Origin of the sequence: Sphingobacterium puteale, from assembly GCF_003627955.1 — a bacterium.
Lineage (GTDB): Bacteria > Bacteroidota > Bacteroidia > Sphingobacteriales > Sphingobacteriaceae > Sphingobacterium > Sphingobacterium puteale.
This window is the reverse complement of record NZ_RBWS01000014.1, coordinates 126,885-144,846: the sequence shown is the minus strand read 5'-3', so window position 1 is coordinate 144,846 and position 17,962 is coordinate 126,885. Positions and strand designations below refer to the sequence as shown.

13 protein-coding genes are annotated in these 17,962 nt (G+C 40.2%); 9 read left to right on the top strand and 4 right to left on the bottom strand.

Features of this window, described 5'->3' with window-relative positions:
• Positions 1–466: 466 nt before the first annotated feature.
• From D7322_RS18510 to D7322_RS18475, 8 genes are all read left to right on the top strand, one after another.
• Complete coding sequence (locus D7322_RS18510; RefSeq protein ID WP_147430484.1) at positions 467–739, top strand: hypothetical protein; 273 nt, start codon at positions 467–469, stop codon at positions 737–739.
• A gap of 155 nt (positions 740–894) precedes the next feature.
• A complete protein-coding gene (locus D7322_RS18505) occupies positions 895–1,491 on the top strand; it encodes an RNA polymerase sigma factor (RefSeq protein ID WP_121125729.1) in 597 nt (198 codons plus the stop codon).
• A 173-nt stretch (positions 1,492–1,664) separates the two neighbouring features.
• Complete coding sequence (locus D7322_RS18500) at positions 1,665–2,693, top strand: FecR family protein (RefSeq protein WP_121125728.1); 1,029 nt, start codon at positions 1,665–1,667, stop codon at positions 2,691–2,693.
• Between the two features lie 26 nt (positions 2,694–2,719).
• Complete coding sequence (locus D7322_RS18495; protein ID WP_121125727.1) at positions 2,720–6,280, top strand: SusC/RagA family TonB-linked outer membrane protein; 3,561 nt, start codon at positions 2,720–2,722, stop codon at positions 6,278–6,280.
• Between the two features lie 11 nt (positions 6,281–6,291).
• Positions 6,292–7,665: a RagB/SusD family nutrient uptake outer membrane protein gene (locus D7322_RS18490; RefSeq protein ID WP_121125726.1), complete on the top strand. Its 1,374-nt coding sequence runs from the start codon at positions 6,292–6,294 to the stop codon at positions 7,663–7,665.
• A 10-nt stretch (positions 7,666–7,675) separates the two neighbouring features.
• A complete protein-coding gene (locus D7322_RS18485; RefSeq protein WP_121125725.1) occupies positions 7,676–9,679 on the top strand; it encodes a TlpA family protein disulfide reductase in 2,004 nt (667 codons plus the stop codon).
• 23 nt (positions 9,680–9,702) lie between these two features.
• Entirely contained in the window at positions 9,703–11,337 is a 1,635-nt protein-coding gene (locus tag D7322_RS18480) for a S41 family peptidase (protein WP_121125724.1), read from the top strand.
• Between the two features lie 33 nt (positions 11,338–11,370).
• A complete protein-coding gene (locus D7322_RS18475; protein ID WP_121125723.1) occupies positions 11,371–12,513 on the top strand; it encodes a TlpA disulfide reductase family protein in 1,143 nt (380 codons plus the stop codon).
• A gap of 338 nt (positions 12,514–12,851) precedes the next feature.
• Here D7322_RS18475 and D7322_RS18470 read toward each other — a convergent pair whose 3' ends face one another.
• From D7322_RS18470 to D7322_RS18455, 4 genes are all read right to left on the bottom strand, one after another.
• Positions 12,852–13,547, bottom strand: coding sequence for a hypothetical protein (locus tag D7322_RS18470; RefSeq protein WP_121125722.1), 696 nt, complete (start codon positions 13,545–13,547; stop codon positions 12,852–12,854).
• Positions 13,548–13,729: 182 nt separating this feature from the next.
• On the bottom strand, positions 13,730–14,233 hold the full coding sequence (locus D7322_RS18465) for an acyl carrier protein (RefSeq protein WP_121125721.1): 504 nt from the start codon (positions 14,231–14,233) through the stop codon (positions 13,730–13,732).
• A 111-nt stretch (positions 14,234–14,344) separates the two neighbouring features.
• Positions 14,345–15,634 carry a hypothetical protein gene (locus tag D7322_RS18460; RefSeq protein WP_121125720.1) on the bottom strand — a complete coding sequence of 430 codons (1,290 nt, stop codon included), beginning with the start codon at positions 15,632–15,634 and terminating at the stop codon, positions 14,345–14,347.
• Between the two features lie 416 nt (positions 15,635–16,050).
• Positions 16,051–16,638 carry an RNA polymerase sigma factor gene (locus tag D7322_RS18455; protein ID WP_121125719.1) on the bottom strand — a complete coding sequence of 196 codons (588 nt, stop codon included), beginning with the start codon at positions 16,636–16,638 and terminating at the stop codon, positions 16,051–16,053.
• A gap of 271 nt (positions 16,639–16,909) precedes the next feature.
• Here D7322_RS18455 and D7322_RS18450 point away from each other — a divergent pair, with 271 nt between their 5' ends.
• Positions 16,910–17,929 (top strand): FecR family protein, encoded by a 1,020-nt coding sequence (locus D7322_RS18450; RefSeq protein WP_121125718.1) that lies wholly within the window; start codon positions 16,910–16,912, stop codon positions 17,927–17,929.
• Positions 17,930–17,962 lie beyond the last annotated feature (33 nt).

Here is a 17,962-nt window from a genome sequence, read left to right as displayed (position 1 = left end):
ATTGATCAATTGCGCAGATTATCACAAAAGACATAAATGGCCGTATTATGCCCGGATGTTTAGCGGAAATTATTTATTTTAGTTCAGGTCTTTAACCAACTGGCGTTGTTAGCTTTTAAAAATATAATTGCCGACATGATTGGCTATGATTATGTTTTCGCGTTTTTATAATGCTTGTAAAGCAGACTGTTCACCGCTTCTTAACGATTCCCGCAATTGTATTCTCGTCTGTCGCGATCCTTGCTCATGAATATCTTATATCCTATAACATTATGACTATATAAAACGACATTATTTTAAAAAATGAGCTGTTACAATTCAATCGGTGGGTGGGTTATTTTTTACTATTTAACCATATGACAGCTTAGCTGCTAATGTATTACTGTCGGCTGGGAGCTATAATTTTTACCGGGCACAGGCCGATGTCAATGCGCCTTTGACAAAGGACAAAAGTGTCTTGTTCCGTGTGAATACCACTTATACCACAGAAGGAAATTTCCAGAATTCGAAAGTGCACAACAACTATTTTGCAATTACGCCCAGTCTGAGCTGGAAGGTAAACGATAAAGTGGATGTGAACGTCAAATATGAGCTATTTGATAATAAAGCGCAAGCTGAACAGAATTTTTCTCTCATGGGAACACTTTCACAATTTGGTTATTCGGGTATAAAAGATCTGGAGAATGCGGGCCTCGATTATAAAAAATCTTATGTGGGATCGGGGCTTTATAATAAGTGAACGTTTATGTTAAGACGAATATTTTTTTAACAAATTACAGGCTTGATTTTTTTAATAAAGAATAAAATACTGTGCATAATTTGCTTTGTACAAAAGATCATTCCTATATTTATAGCTCTACTTACGCAAAACTAACAATAAGAGTCGTATTGAAAATGAATTCTGATCTACAGATTTGGCAGAAGTTTCAGGTTGGACATGAGGCGTCGTTCAAAATTCTTTTTGAACGATACAACCAGCTTTTATTCAATTATGGCTTTAAGTTTACTCAGGACGAATCAATTATTGAAGACAGTATACAGGAGCTATTTGTTAAGTTGTGGTGCAACCGAGACAATTTAAGTATCGATGTTATTGTTAAGAATTATCTGTATCAAGCTTTTCGCCGCGTATTAGTACGAAAAATAGAACAATCGGCCCGTCGGATAAGCATTGCTAATTCTTCTATTGATTATCTGCCATTTACTATTGAGCTTCCGCATGACCTCAGTATGATTCGTCAGGAACGTGCTATGGAAATTCGCGATAAGCTCGATCAGGCCCTGCAGCAGATGACCGCTCGTCAGCGTGAAATTATACATCTACGTTTTTTTGAAGAATTGCCCTACACTGATATAGCGGAAATTATGGGATTGTCCACCAAAGATACCTATAAACTGTTTTACCGTGCGCTAGACAGTTTGAAAAAACACTTTGGTAGGTTCGGTCTTTTGGTTTTACTCTATTTACTGCAGCAACTACGCCCCCATTAAATCCGAATTCCACAGCAAGTTTCTTCACTATTTAAAATAACCCATTGTAAACCACCATAAGCGATGCATGCATTGTTTTTATGATGATTCGAATGGTATTAACTTTTTTTTGAAAAAAATAAAATTTGCTGGGGTAAAATTTAAAATAAAGGTGTTTATAATAAGAAAGAAACATGAACTCACGGTTATCAAAATATAAAGATTATAAGGCAGCAGATTTTTTTGCCGATGAGGACTTTGTTACGTCCACTCATTTAGATGGTACTTTTCAGCGGGATTTTTGGTCTGAACTTGTTGACCAATATCCCAATTTATTGGCTGAAATGGAAACAGCCCGCATGTGGGTATTATTGATTAAAGGCCAGCAACAGGTCCAAAGCAGTTTGAGTACTAATCAACGCTGGGAGAATATTCAGACTCAAATTCCGCGCTATGAAAAGAAACAGCAGCAGAGGCTATTTATCCATAGAACATTACGATGGTCAGCATCGGCGGCGGCACTGTTGCTTTTGGGAATGTTGATCTATGAAATCAATCAATTCGGAACGAAGGAAACAAATACGGCTTTTGGGGAAAGACGTGAACTTGCACTTCCAGATTCTTCTATCATCAAATTAAACAGCAATTCTAGCTTATCCTATGTACGTAACTGGAAAACGGATAAACCGAGGGAAGTTTGGCTCGAGGGAGAGGGTATGTTTGAGGTAAAGCATACTGCCGTCAAAAATCGTTTGCGTGAAAATGATCTCTTTGTGGTGCATGTAGGGGATCTCTCATTGACGGTTCTTGGAACTAAATTTAACGTAAAAGATCGACGTGGACGTATTGAAGTGTCCTTGTTTGAAGGTAGTGTCCGGATTCAGGGCGAAAATGGACTCAATCGTATTCTAGCGCCTGGAGAGACTTTTATTTATGATGAATCTGCAAAAGCTGATCAGACTGTCAAAAGTGATACAGACAAAGCCATGGCTTGGACCCATGGTGAGCTTAGCATCGAACATAGCAACTTAGCCAATATTGTAAGTGTATTGGAAGATAATTATGGTTATCAGGTGGTGGTTCAGGACTCGGCATTGCTCAATAAACGATTTACAGGTGTGATACCGGTAAAAGGAATTGATGATATCCTCTTCGTGATCAAGCACACGATGAATGTAGCTATTGAAGTGAAAAACAAACAAATAATAATAAAACCTAACTAGAAACTAACACTAATCAATCAAAATTTATGAAAACTAAACTTCTTGTGCCTCTTGTCTGCCTGATGAGCACTACAGGTAGCTTTGCACAAAAAAGGGCTAGTCTCAGCCAGGCTCTTAGTGAGGTAACTCGAATTTATGGGACCAAATTTTCCTATGAAGAGGGGCTCATCCGCGATGCTTTTGTGAACAGTGACATGATTCCAAAAAACAAAAGGCTTCCGGTAGAAACAGTATTAAAGGAATTGCTCTATCCCAACAATTATCTATTCCTATACGTCCAAAACAATTATTTTACGATTATTCGCGACAGCCGTGATAAGAGAGACAATCACAGCGACGACAGATTTTGGAAAGTTATCACAGGTAAAGTAAAAGATAGTAAAGGTGCGCCCTTAATTGGCGTTACCGTGATGTCGGATGGACATGCCGTGCGTACTGGTGTGACATCAAGTAGCGACGGTAGTTATACACTTCGACTGACTGATCCTGCAGATGCGCTAATTTTCTCGTACATGGGTATGGAGCCACAGCGTCGGGTAATCGGGAGCAGTAACCAGATCAATGTAACAATGGAGCAGATCGTCAATGTGTTGGATGATGTTGAAGTGGTGTCGATGGGGTACACGAAGATTCCTAAAGACAGAGCTACGGGGGCATTTGGAACAGTAACAGCGAAACAAATTCAGGAAACACCGGCTATCAATGTGATGGAGCGTATACAGGGGCTAGTACCGGGCATGTATGTAGATCCGAGAACAAATAAGATAGAGATACGCGGGATAAACAGTTATGGTACTGGCGGCGCACCCAGAGATCCGCTGATCGTGATTGATGGATTTCCAATGGCCGAAAATGACGACAACAGTTTTACGTTGACGAATAAAGGGAATACCCAGAGTTCGGGTGGTGCAATCCTAAGTAGGATCAACCCGAATGATATCGAAAGTATCACGGTATTGAAGGACGCCGCTGCTTCTTCCATTTGGGGTGCAAAGGCTGCAAATGGGGTAATTGTCATCGAAACAAAAAAAGGTCGGAACACTCCGCCCTCGATCAATTTCAGTAGCTCGCTGAGTATGGCATCACCTGCTGATCTTAACAAAATGGACCGCATGTCTTCAGCGCAATATATTGACTTTGAAAAGCAATTGGTTGATGAGGGCGTTATTGGAGATAATATCGAAAAAAGTGACTGGGAGCCCTTTAATACAAAAAGGCCGCATTCCGAATCACTGGAATGGATCTTCCGTGTAAAGCGTGGTACTGCCACGGCACAGGAACGCGACGCAGCACTTGAAAAGCTCGCCGCAACTGACAATAGGCAGCAAATCAAAGATTATTTATTGCAAAACGCAACTTCACAGCAGCACAACCTATCTCTTTCAGGAGGTGCCAATAAGAGTACTTATTTTGTGTCGGCAAATTATAGTAAGGATGTCCCGGTATTCCGCGCAAATAAGGCCGAAAGTTTCAACCTCACCACTAACCTAACTAACATGATGTTTAACGATCGCGTGAGGTTGGCTACAGGTGTTAACTACAATTATGGTAATTCCATTGGAAATTCAGCAGCAATCAATGCCTTATCTTCAAATATTAGTTCAGGCGGTCTTCTTCCTTATGACCTGTTGAAAGATGAAAACGGAAATAACATACGCCGCTATATTCAATTTAGACCTGAGGTTTCCCAGGATTTTGAAAATAAAGGCTACCTGGACTGGGCCTATAATCCTATTGAAGAACTCTCTGCTGCTAATTATAATGATCAGTCTCATGCTATACGTATGCATATGGACATCAATACCAAACTGACCAGTTGGGCAGATCTATCGGTCATGGGGCAATGGCAGCGGCAATTGAACAATACGGAAAATATTGATGGTGTAAATAGTTATGGCCAGCGTAATCAGATTAACATTGGTACTACGTTCAACGACAATGGTAATTATGTTTATGGTTATCCATTGGGTGGAAGGTTAGGCATAAGCAATTATAATGGCTCGCAATATGTGTTCCGAACCCAACTGAATATCGATAAAGCGTTTGGTCAATCTTCGCAGCATAATCTTAATTTCCTTGCCGGGGCCGAATGGAAGCAGAATAGCCGCCGTTCTTCAAGTGATGCTTACTTGGGATTTATCGAGGATACCTATTCTTATGCTGTTATAAATCCAAGAGGAAGTTATAACACCATCTATGGATGGGATAATTATTTCAGCTCCAATGGGTCAATTGCCAAAAATAGGGACCGGGCGCTTTCCTACTATTCCAATGCTGCATTTTCGGCCTTTAACGGCAAATATGTGCTTTCGGGTAGTATACGTTTTGACGATTTTACGTTGGTTGGGGCGTCGCGGGGCGAACGCGGAAAGCCACTATGGTCTATCGGCGGAAAATGGGATGCCAAGAAGGAAAAATTCTTAAAGGATGCAACTTGGGCTGATGCGCTCGGTTTACGGTTGACCTATGGCGTGAACGGAATATTACCTAAAAGTGTTGGCCGAGTAGTGGTCATAAATACCAGTACCGACAATATCTCAAATGAAGTCACAGCGGACATCGCCTATCCGGCCAATAAGCAGATTACTTGGGAAAAGGTGAAATCATTGAATGTGGGCTTAGACTACGCAATTTGGAACAACCGTCTTCAGCTAAATGTAGATTATTACACCAAGAAATCTTCCGATATTGTTTATTCGTTCCCTTTTAATGGCACTTATGGCTGGACTCTTCTTCAATTCAACAGTGCTACCCTGGAAGGACATGGTGTTGACATTGGGCTTAGAGCAGCTTGGCTTCAATCTACGGTTAAATGGAATACCTTATTTAATTTTGGCTATAATACCAATAAGGTTACAGATTCCAGATTCACCGATCCTGTAAACGTAATAAATTATACCGATGCATCAACACCTATCTTAGGTCATCCGACAGATTATTTATATGCGTACCGTTGGGCGGGATTGGATAATCAGGGACGTTCACAGGTCTATAAGAAGAATGGGGATATCGTCAATGCTGATGCTCCTGCAAATGCGCTCGTGGCGGAAGATTTGGTTGAAATGGGAAGAACTACCCCACCTTATGTCGGAGGTCTCTTTAATACATTCTCCTTTAAAGATTTTACACTGGGTGTTCGTGTAACATACGAAATGGGGCATGTGTTGAGACGGTTATCCGTACAGAACTATCCGGACTATGCAGGATATTCTGGCGCAATAGGAATGCAGTCCGATCTGGCAAAGAGATGGCGCCAACCTGGAGATGAAGCTTTCACAAACGTACCCGGACTAAGTACGCAAGGTTACCAGTACAATAGTCTGTCCCGGTATGCTAATTCGGATGCTTTGGTCATCAGTGGTAGCAATATCCGTCTGCAACAGATTGACCTTGGCTATAATTTTCCGTTCAAAACCTTGGAACATACCCCGTTTAAATCGGTTAATGTAAATGCCAGTGTGAGAAATTTAGGGCTTATATGGCGCAAAAATAAAGATGGTGTAGACCCGAGTTACAGAACGTTGAATAGTTATTCAAATCTTCCGCCGTCGCCGACCTATTTTTTAAGTCTTAATGTTTCCTTTTAATAATCTGCATCATGAAAATACAAAGTATCCTAATCTATAGTTTCGTTGCGTCAGCTACATTATTGGGCTCCGCTTGTCGAAAGTATGTTGAAATAGAACAGAATGATAGACGTACATTAAAAACAACAGACGATTACCGCTATCTCCTAAATAATAAAGGCAACTTTGAAACATCTTACTTATTGCCACTGGTAACAAGTGATAATATAGCACCCGAGGTTGCCAGCACAGCTGCAAGTGTTTGGGGGGGTAGTACGCAATTGGCCTATATATGGTCAGCTGAATTCTTTACGGGCGACCAGCAAGATGGAGGCTGGAATAATTTATACAAACATATCTACGTTGCCAATGAAATTTTGGACGGCGTGATGGATAGCCAAAATGGAACTCCGGCGCAAAAGCTGGCTGTAGCAGCTGAAGCCCGTGTTCACCGCGCATTTGCCTATTATTCATTGGCCAATCAATATGCGCCTGTATACGATCCTACGAAAGCGGAGAGTCAACAAGGATTGCCTTTGCTGCTAACAGTAGACCTTTTTCAGAATTTGAGCCGTGTATCTCTGGCACGGATATATGAACAGATTATAACGGATTTGACTACCGCAATAAACAATTTGCCAAACTATCCGAGCTTTAATTACCACCCGTCAAAAGTATCCGCTTACGCTTTAATGTCTAGGGTCTATCTGACGATGCGCAATTTTGAGGAAGCTGGCAGATATGCGGATCTGGCGCTAGCATTGGACCCGACAATTTATAATTTGGAAGACTTTACTAGAGATGAAACATTTCCGCGTCTCATCGACGATAAAGAGGTTTTGCTATCTAAGACGAGTGCAGGTTATATGATAGGCCCGCTTAATCCGGAGCTTATTTCTTTGTATAAAGAAGGTGACCTTAGGCTTAAACTATTTATTGACAATGAACCCGGGACATATAAAGGATATATATATAAGAAACCAGTCTTTAATAGCAGCGGCAATTATTATAATGCTTCCTATGTGGGTCTGAGCAGTCCTGAAGTCCTACTCAACCGTGCAGAAGTATACGCGCGCCAAAACAATGCTGCTAAATTGGTGGAGCTTTTGAACCTATTGCGGAAGAAGCGTTTTTCGGCAGATAAATATGTGGCGCTTACGACTGCTGATGTAAATAGCGATCTTTTACAGTCTGTTATTGATGAACGCCGTCGCGAATTTGTTGGAACGGACTTACGGTGGTACGATATGCGTCGCCTTACACTGGATGGTGGGTATTTTAAGACTATTACCCGGACTTTCAATGGGCAGACTTATAGCCTAAACGCTGGTAGTCCAAGATTGGTTTATCCTATCAACGAACGCGTGCTATCTTTTAACCCTGAAATTGGCCAGAACCCTAGATAATTTATATAAGATGAAAAAACAGACGATTTTTTTAGTGTTGTTGTTTGTCCAGGCTGTGTTATATGCGCAGCCTCGATTTGACAGCAGCGTTTTCAAGCCGGCAAAACCAAAAACGACAGACCTTGTTCAATTGGTTTACAATGCCAAAGACAAAGATCTGGAATTTAGCGATGCCATACATGCCGCATGTTTCCTCTTCGAAGAATTTGAATGGAGACAGATGAACCTTTCCCTGCAGAAAAATGCGGCAGGACTATGGACCGTAACGGTACCAGTTAAACCGACGACAGCTTTTATTGGTGTTAAATTTTATCAGGGAGATGCCGATCATCCGGATGCCTTGGATAATAATCAGGACCTTGGTTACGCTATTGCACTGAGTGATGCAAAAGGAAAACCGGTACAAGGTGCTTATTTGGGAGAGGCGGCTTTTCAGGCGCCAATGATTGCAGGCGGTGGCATTTTTGCGTATTATAACAATCAGCCTAAAAGTTTGCCAGCAGAATATCTGAAGGGTTTAGCCGATAAGGAGTTTGCATTATCAGGTAAACGCTATCTGGATTATTTTCAATCCTTGATGAACTTACAAAAATTGGCTTTGGGTGATGGTTTTCCTGCCTATGCCAAAAAGCTGTTGATCGATGGATTAAAGCAAAAAGACTTGTCTGACCAGGTTCTCAACCAGTTCTATACATTCGCTAGTGGACGTCTTCAAGATCAGGAGTTGACTCAGTTGGTTGAAAAAAGAGTAAATGCTGACTTTCCGAACGGTGCTACTGCACGTTTTATTGCTTATAGTAATACCAAAGGAAGCAGTGCAGACAAGAATGAAGTCATTGCTTCGTACGAGAACTTCCTAAAGCTTTTTCCAGTACAACAATGGCGCCAACGCCCAAATGCGCAGGGTTTTATCTACTATGCTGTATACCGCGGTCTTGGATCGGCTTACTTTGACTCCAAACAGTTTGATAAGTTTACTAAGCTGTATGACGATATCGATTTTCGAACAGGCAATGAGTTGATGCGTTGGAACATTATGCGCGCTTATATGTTCAAACTGGTCGGTAAAGATAGCCTTTATCAGGTGTCAGAAGCGATTTTGCCCAAATTGATCGCACGTAAGGGGGACAACTCTTATCAGGAAGATTTTGACCGTCAGGCACAGGCTGATTCCAATGTGGTTAAAAATTTGGATGATCGTTTGTTTACCCACATTTCTTTATTAAATGATCTTAAAAAATATGAGGAAGCTAGAAAATATTTCTTATTGCTATCTGAAGACGGTAAATATAACAATGCTGAACTAAACGAGATCAACCTACAGGTATTAGAGGGACTGGGCGATGATAAGCAGATCTTACCCATGCTTGAAATGAGCTTAAGGTACAATGCGATGACACCACGCATGTTTGACAAGTTAAAAGCGATTTACTTGAAAGGACACGCTGGGGATGGAAGCGGTTATCAAGCTTATCTAGATGGACTAAAATCTGATGAAGAAAAAGCAGAAATGAAAGCCTATGTGGATCATAATTGGGTAGATCACCCTATGCCTGATTTCCGTTTAGAAACTGCTGATGGTCTGTTTATTACACCGGATGACTGGAAAGGTAAGATTGTGGTTGTGGATTTTTGGGCAACATGGTGTCGTCCATGTATTATGGCATTTCCAGGTATGCAATTGTTGATAGACAAATATGCCCAGGATAAGCATGTTGCCGTCTATATGTTGGGAACGATGCAGACAGGAGATTATAAAAGTAAATCAGTGAACTATGTACGTGGTGAAGGTTTCCGATTCAACTTGTTACATGATGCTGTCAATCCAAAAACCAACGAACAGGACTTGGTATTTAAACAGCTCGTTCCTTTATTCGGCGACTCATCCATTCCCCGTAAGATTATCGTAAAAGATGGCCGTGTACGCTATTGCTCTGGTGGATATTCAGGAAGCCCAAGTAAGTTGATGGACGAGTTGTCGTTGGCAATTGAAATCCTCAAAAACGAAAAATAAAAAGACTAAATCATTAATACATTATGAATAGGAAAGCAACGAGCTTGCTCGTCGGGATGATCGGTCTGAGTATGTCTTTACAGGCTCAGATGAACCCTAAATATAAATTTGAGGAGGCATTGAAGCTTATTCAGCAGAATTACGTCGATCAGGTGAATGAAGAACATTTGGTAGATGCTGCAATCAAAGCGATGATCGCAGATTTAGATCCACATTCACGTTATACAAGCCGTGAAGAGGCTGAGCAGATGCGCGTGGCTATGAGTGGAAGTTTTGCGGGGATAGGCATTCAGTTTTTAAAAAATAATCATCAGACTTTTATCACCAAGGTCAACCCAGATGGTCCGGCCATGCGTGCTGGAGTACGTGTAGGGGATCAAATTCTCGCTATAGACGGTGACAGTATTACAGCGAAGGAATGGGGCAACCGGGAGATTATGGAAAAATTACGCGGTGAAAAAGACGTACCTGTGGTCCTTACCATTGCGTCGCCCGGAAGTAAGGACAGCAAGAATATCAACATTGTCCGCGAAAATATATTGGAGAAATCCGTTCGGGAAAGTTATATGGTAGATCAGGAGATCGGTTATATTGCGCTTTCAATTTTCAATAGGACCACACGTCAGGAGATGGATGCTGCTTTAAAAAGTCTGAAAGAACAAGGAATGAAAAAGCTGATCCTTGATCTGCAGAGCAATGGTGGAGGCTATGTCGAATCTGCGATTGGTGTTGCCGATGAGTTTTTGCCCAAGGAGAAAATTGTCTTTTATTCAGTGCCCAATGAAGGGGGAAAAGACTATTACTTTACGGGCGGATTTGGTCAGTTCTACGAAGGACAGCTTGTAGTACTTATTGACGAAGCCACAGCTTCATCCAGTGAAATTGTCACTGGAGCGCTTCAAGATTGGGATCGTGCTGTGATTATCGGCCGCCGCAGTTTCGGAAAAGGGTTAATGCAAAAACCTGTACCCCTATCGGATGGCTCAGAAATGCAGCTTACAGGTGCACGTTACTATACCCCGTCAGGACGTTCGATCCAAAAGCCCTACAATAAAGGAAAGGATGATTATTTTCAGGATTTTAACCGACGAATGGAATCAAAAGAATTATTGGAAGGAGGACATATTTCCTTTCCGGACTCTTTAAAATACACGACGCTTGGAAATAAAAGGATTGTTTACGGGGGCGGTGGAATTATGCCGGATCGTTTTGTTCCCATCGATACCAATGAATACAGTACGTGGATGGCACAACTGATGAACAGTGGGCTTGTAGCCAAAGGAGGGTTTGAGTTTGTCCAGCAAAATCGTGCGGCTCTCCTCAAAGCTTATCCAGACTTCAAGGCATTCAACCTAAAGTTTAAAGTTCCAAAAGAAGTGCATCAGCAACTGATCACTGCCGCAAAAAAAGTTCTTGTGGCAATTCCACCTGAACAACAGCAGGGCGCACATGCTGCTATTGATGTTGAATTTAAAGCACAGGTAGGTTCATTGTTATATACCGGCGGTGATTATATGGCACGTGTCAGAAATGAGTCGAACAAGAGTTTCAAGGAGGCCTTATTTGTCCTTCGTGATGATAAGCTTTATAAACAACTATTACAGACAAACATCGTTGGGCAAAGCGTAAAAAAAGGCGTGACGAAAGTATCTAAATAGATTTTAAGATAGTACAATAATTATTATATAAATATGAAAAATATGAAATGGGCGCTAGCTTTAGCGTGCATATTGCCAACATTTGGATATGCACAGCAAAATTATACACTTCAAGGAACAGTGGGCAAGTTAGATAAACCTGCGAAAGCATATCTGCGTCTTAATTACGATGGGAAAGAACGTATTGATTCCGTTGACATAAAAAACGGAAAATTTGAATTTAAAGGAAGTATCCCTTCTCCGATGGAAGCGCATTTGCGTATCATCCACGACAATGCTCCTTTTGATCCCGCTAAACCACCGAAACAAGATATACTTCCTTTTTTGATTGAATCAGCGACAATTAAATTTGTGGCAGCAGATTCCATCAAACATGCAAAAATCTCCGGATCCCCTTTAAATGCGGAAAATGAACAGATAAATGCCCGATTAAAACCGATATACGATCAATATGAAGTTTTAAATAACGAGTATAAATCCAAGTCGCTCGCGGATCAGCAAGACCCTAAATATATCAAGACGTTGGAGGATCGTGCGAATGCCATACAGCAACAGACCATCGATGCGAAATTGGACTATGTGGCCAAAAATCCAAAGAGCTATATGGCCCTAATGGCTTTTAATTCTACTTTACCCCCTGAGTTTGATGCCCTCAAAGCCGAAAAGATATTTGCTACGCTAGACCCTAGTCTGCAGAATTCGATCCTTGGTAAGGACTTGGCCAAACGTATAGCCTTAATCAAAAAAACAAGCGAGGGTGTAGAAGCCCAAGAATTCACACAGCCCGATGTTGATGGGAAACCTGTAAAATTATCCGATTACCGCGGCAAGTACGTGCTGATTGACTTTTGGGCGTCCTGGTGTGCACCATGTCGACGTGAAAACCCAAATTTGGTGAAATCCTATGCTAAATACCAAAAACAAGGATTTGAAATTCTAGGCGTATCCATGGACAAAGCCGCCGATAAGGCAAAATGGTTAAAAGCAATTCAGGATGATGGACTGACCTGGAAGCAGGTTGGAGATCTTAAAGGATGGGAAAATGAAGCTGGAGTCATGTATGATGTTAAAGCTATCCCCATGAATTTCTTGGTAGACCCAAATGGTAAAATCATTGCTAAATACTTAAGAGGTGAAGAGTTAGACAAAAAATTGGCTGAAATATTTGCCAAATAGCTTTCACCAGCGTTGGTAACCCCGTACCTGCGCTGGCATATGTTTAGTTAGTGTAGACGGCTGCCGCCTCTGAGCAGCCGTTACTCCTTTATGCAGGTAGGCTATCCATTCCCGCAAAATGTATTTGCATGGACAGATTCGGATTATAAGCTGGGCTGTAGTAGATTATTAAATTCGCGACCCAGATTTAACGGGCTGGCTCCCAGTGTTCCGATAGATCCCCAATGTGCTTTTTATCAGAGCCAAAATATAGGCTGATATTGTTATCTGTTTCATAGAACAAATTTTTATTTTCTTGGCATTATTTGAATTTGTGAAGGTTGTTAAATAATTTTGAGTTATCCAGTATAATTTCTACGTTGCGATTGGATTCCGATATTTAGCAGTCCTGTGATTAGGTCCTTAAATTCAGGTTGAACATCTAAATTCCAATCATAACTATATCCCTCTTCACTGTTATTCTCCTGCGCCCATACATCTCTTCCATTGCATTCAACACTCAACTTGAGACCATCAAGCATTAGGCTCTTTATACTTTCAAATCGCTTCTGAGGCATAGCAGGTTCTTTTATCTGTACATAATTACAAGCCCTGTTGAAGCTTATGATCAACCAGTTTTTATTATCTAAATTAGTACCGGCCTCCTTGATATTTTCTATGCGAATGGTAAGGTATTTCTTTTCGATTTTTATCTGAAGAGAATTAAAATGTTCTGTCGAAAGCTCCAGTTGATCTTCATTGTATTTTTTTATAAATTCAGCAATAAGGGGCGCTGCGTTATTTTTTGAAAGATCTACCTCAAAAAACGTATCGGTCTTTTGAACTTTCGCTTCAAAGGTCATCCTTTTACTATCTATATTTAAATTTGAAAATGGCACTAGAGATGCGTCAGCCAAAGGAGTTTCGTTTAACATAAAGGGGCATCCCTTTATAGCTCTGAAATTTTCACCGATGATTGTATCTATACGCGTCCACAGTTTATCGGGATCTAACAAAAAGTAAACTTCATTTGCAACTCGTTTTATTACTTCCATATTTTTTTTTGTGTTTATCCAAGGCTTTTAGAGGTACTTAAAACATCTTCTTTAAAGTTTTGACATCATTAAAAATCTGTATTCAAAAAAACTATATATGTATGCTAGATAAAACTTACCGATAATAAGATGGCAAAAGTTTTGGTCATTATGATAAGTTATATATATAAATATTACAAAAATTATGGAGAAATACTAGTTTTATCGGACTGAAACAACGCGAAGGTAGCATTCGAAATGACAGCTCCTGTGAGACCAACTTTCCAGCTAAAAAAAAGTGCAACGCAAGATGTAACAAATAAAATAGCGAGTGTCACTGTCACCCAATACGGAGGCCGTAGGATATGAAGTTTAAAGCCCAGATTATCTTCCAGTTTTTCTACCAGAGAACGTCTGTTTTGTTTCGGTAGAAGGTCTATGAGAGAAAAGTCGGTCGAGATTGTTTTATGATCTATTTGAAGTGTCGATGCAATAGCATTACGCAGCTTATAAAATGCCTGTTGGCTTGTGCAGTCATTCGAATGCTCTAGTTGGATTTTATCTGTGATGTGATCACACAGTTCGCCAAAAGTTGAAATGTTTAATAATTCAGTCTTTCCGAACTTAATGTCAAATGACTTTTCGACTTTAACGAGTAACTCGCTAATATCGTCCGGATCTACATTTTTAAGTTCATCGTCTTCCATACAGCATTTAGGGTAACAATTGGTTACACTATATTAGATATATCAAAAAAGTTTATACAGGAACAGCCTATACACAAGTAAGCAAGGCAGTAAATTTTAGTCACTTTACTTCTATTTTTTTAGATACTTATTTTTTTGTTGGTCTACTCCTATTGTATAGTTACCCTTAAGCTCTAGCACCCATCCCTCACCTTTAACTAGGTTGTTATCTATGGAGGTTGGCAGAGAGAGCGAAACTTTTTTCCAATCCGGACTTATTAAAGCACCTTTTTCAACGGTCAAAATACCCCATACATCTGTAATTCGAGTAGTGGGATAATATGTGCCAAAGTTTTCGACCGGAATAATGGTTCTTGGGTCAAAGGAATAGTTCATGGCCTCGAAGAAGATCTCAAAATGTGGGGACTCAACAAACTTTATTTTGTGTTCTTTGACAATGCGTTTATTTTCTGAATCTCTTGCATTTTCTTCATCAAAAATAACCTGACCACTGTATTCCAAGGCTAGACGTTTAAAATCTTTTTCTGTTGTCGAGGGGACCGAAATAGCAAACCCCTTCATGAAATAGCTTGTCAAGTCGGTTTTAGCATTGATCTTTTTGTTCCAGTTTTTATCTTGTTTAAAAAGAAGATAACCATAAGAGGGGATGGTTTGATACGCAAATGATCTTACAAAGGTGCGGTTATGTAGGGATCGGTCCATAGCCTTAGTGAGATAAGATTTTGTTGAATCATCATCACGGCCACTGACAATTATTCCTGTAAATTCAGCAATTCCTTCATTAAGTTCGAGCAAGTTTTCATTGGCAGCCGCTTTTTCGAACTTGGCATACCTATATTTTCTAAAAAATAACGCGCTACTGAGGTGCTTTTTCACCTCTTTTTTATCTGGCGCAGCCAACGCTTTTTTTAACGCTTCAAATTCAAGGCGTAGACTTATTCGTCCATCTTTTTCGTCCAGATGATTGTTATTCGCATTATTTAATTTAAATCCAAGCTCAGGTTGTATGCGATGAAATGATTCATGAGCGAGTAAATTGATACGGTCATCCCTATTTTCAGGAAGCGGCAACATAATCATAGCCCATCTTTTACCATTCCAGCCTAATGTCGTATTAGAAAAATTCACCTCCTGTGGAAGTATACCGACATATATATTCGTTGAATGTTGGAGGCCTCCTTCTAGATCAGGCTCATTTGCATATATCTTCCTTGTTCCCGGATCAACTAATAAGGTTGGTCCATATAGGTCTTTATTCCATAATTTAAAGGTGCTTGCTGAGGCTTGCTTTAGCTCTGTAAAAAACGTATTGATCTGTTCCTCATTATAGATTTTTGTCTGCGCCTGCAGCAGACCGACAAAACTTATAGGTAACAAGAAGGCAAAAAGTTTTTTGATCATTCTGATAGGTTATATTTAAATATTATAAAGATTGAGGGAAAATAACACTTTTATGGCACTAAAACAAGTAATCTAATTGTATATCTTCGATACTGCTTATATACTGGATTTGGCAATTCCATGGCTTTATCAATATTTGCGAAATCTGTTATCCAATGGTTAAACTAATTATTAGAATGACATTAAGGAATTCTCAAGGCTTTTTAAACGTTTTGCCCATATTATACACATTATCACTAGCTGAACCAAAAGCATTAATTCATTGATAATTAATGAGATAAACTTGTTTGTGTTGAAGTTTAATCCGTCGGTGAAAAAAAGGAGAAGTCCCATGAGATAAATCTGCCTTGAGATAACGAAAATGATTGTAAAGGATACTTATGTCGCAAATTTTTAAAATTTGTCTGCTTGAAAAATCAATGGAGGAGCTTAATCAAATAAAATAGGACAAGCAGATGTTGCTTTGGTATACCCATGATCTCTTTCAATGCTTCCATGGCACGATTATTCAATTTGTACAGGCTTTTGACAGAAATGTTGGTCAGCGTACTGATTTCCTCATAGCTCAGTTCTTCGAAGTACCTAAGAAAAATAACTTCTTTCTGTTTCCCCGTTAATTGTTCGAGCGCCTGAATCAGTCTTAACGCATTTGCCTGTTGTTCTTCGGTTGCTATATAAGCGGATTCGACATCATAGGTGAGCTGGAAATCATCTTTTTCGCCAAATGAAGAGAGTTTGCCGTCTCGCAATTGGGCATTCAATAGGCTATTTTTTAAGGCGACAAGCAGATAATGTTTTGGATTGGAAATACTTCGTAGCTTGCTGCGGTTTTCCCAAAATTTAATAAATACATCCTGAATGGAGTCTCTGACATAATCCTCATCGTTTACCCGGCGCATCCCATATTCATACAGGTTCGGCAATAGTGCACGATAGATCTGTTCGAAAGCCTGTCTGTCGCCCTCAATGAAATTATTCCAGTACCGATCTATGATGTTGTTCATCTTTGAATTTTGCCATTAAATGAAATAGATCAATTGATTTTCCAAAAATAGTAAAGATTTAATAACAATAAGGAAACCCTTATTTTAAATATAGCGGAATAGTACAAATACGTTTCATTTGTCCAAAAATAAGATGTTGAATTTAATTTGCGCTTTAAATGATGAATTTGATAAGTGTCGAAAACGGCTTTTAAATTTTTTTTAAAAAAACTCAAGATCGATGGGATAAAATCTAATTCCTGTTTGTCCTGTATTTAACAAAGGCTTAATCATGGAGAAATATACGGCTTACAACACGCAGGATTTTTTGGATGACCTGGATTTTGTCCGCTTTGCCAAAGAGCCGGATCGGGATGACCTCGGAAATTGGAAGGCATGGCGCGCAGGAAATCCGGACAATGCTGCCGCGTATGATGAAGCGCTCGCTTATCTTCATGCTCTGTATGGTATTATGCGCATAAAGCCTAGTCCAGCATTTACTGAAAATCTGTTTCGGGATATTGAGCATGGCATAGCCGGAAACAGAAAGAAACGAAAAAATAAGATTATCCGTTTGTGGGCAGCCGCCGCTACAGCGGCGGCGGTAGCACTTTTTGTAACTGCGGCTTGGTATTATCAATCGATGATTGTTATACAGACCGGAAGCGGTGTCTTACAAACCGTGTTATTGCCCGATAGCAGTACTGTACAGTTGAATGCCAATTCTTCTGTCGCTTATCGTCGCGCCTGGAAATGGTTGTCCAAGCGGGAAGTATATACGACCGGTGAGGCCCTATTGGAGGTTAAACATCTCAACAAAGATACGGCAGACATTCGTGAAGGTGAGCGGTTTATGGCTTATACCGGCGACCTCGCCGTGGAGGTGCTGGGTACAAAGTTTAACCTAAAAAATAGGGACAATAAAGTGACGGTATCACTATTGGAAGGGCGCATTGCACTGCACAATCGCAAACATGGTGGCGAAACCAAGATCCTTGTACCAGGAGATATCGTAGTCGACGGTAGTCAGGGCTTCCGCAATTTGAGTGCTAACAGAAAATCAGCACAAGAATCGGTTTTATGGACGCAGAAGACCTTGACAGGCGAAAACTTAATGGTCGCCGATCTAATCAATGAGTTTCGCTATGTCTACGGTAAAGAAATCATCATTGGTGATACATCACTTCTAAATCGAAAAATCGACGGTCGCGTATCGCTAAATTCGCAGGAAAGCATCATTTATACCATTGCGAATATCCTGCAAGCTAATATCCGGATCGGCAAGGATACGATCTACCTTGATCCAAAATAAGAAAAATACAATCAATCTAATACTACATTAACA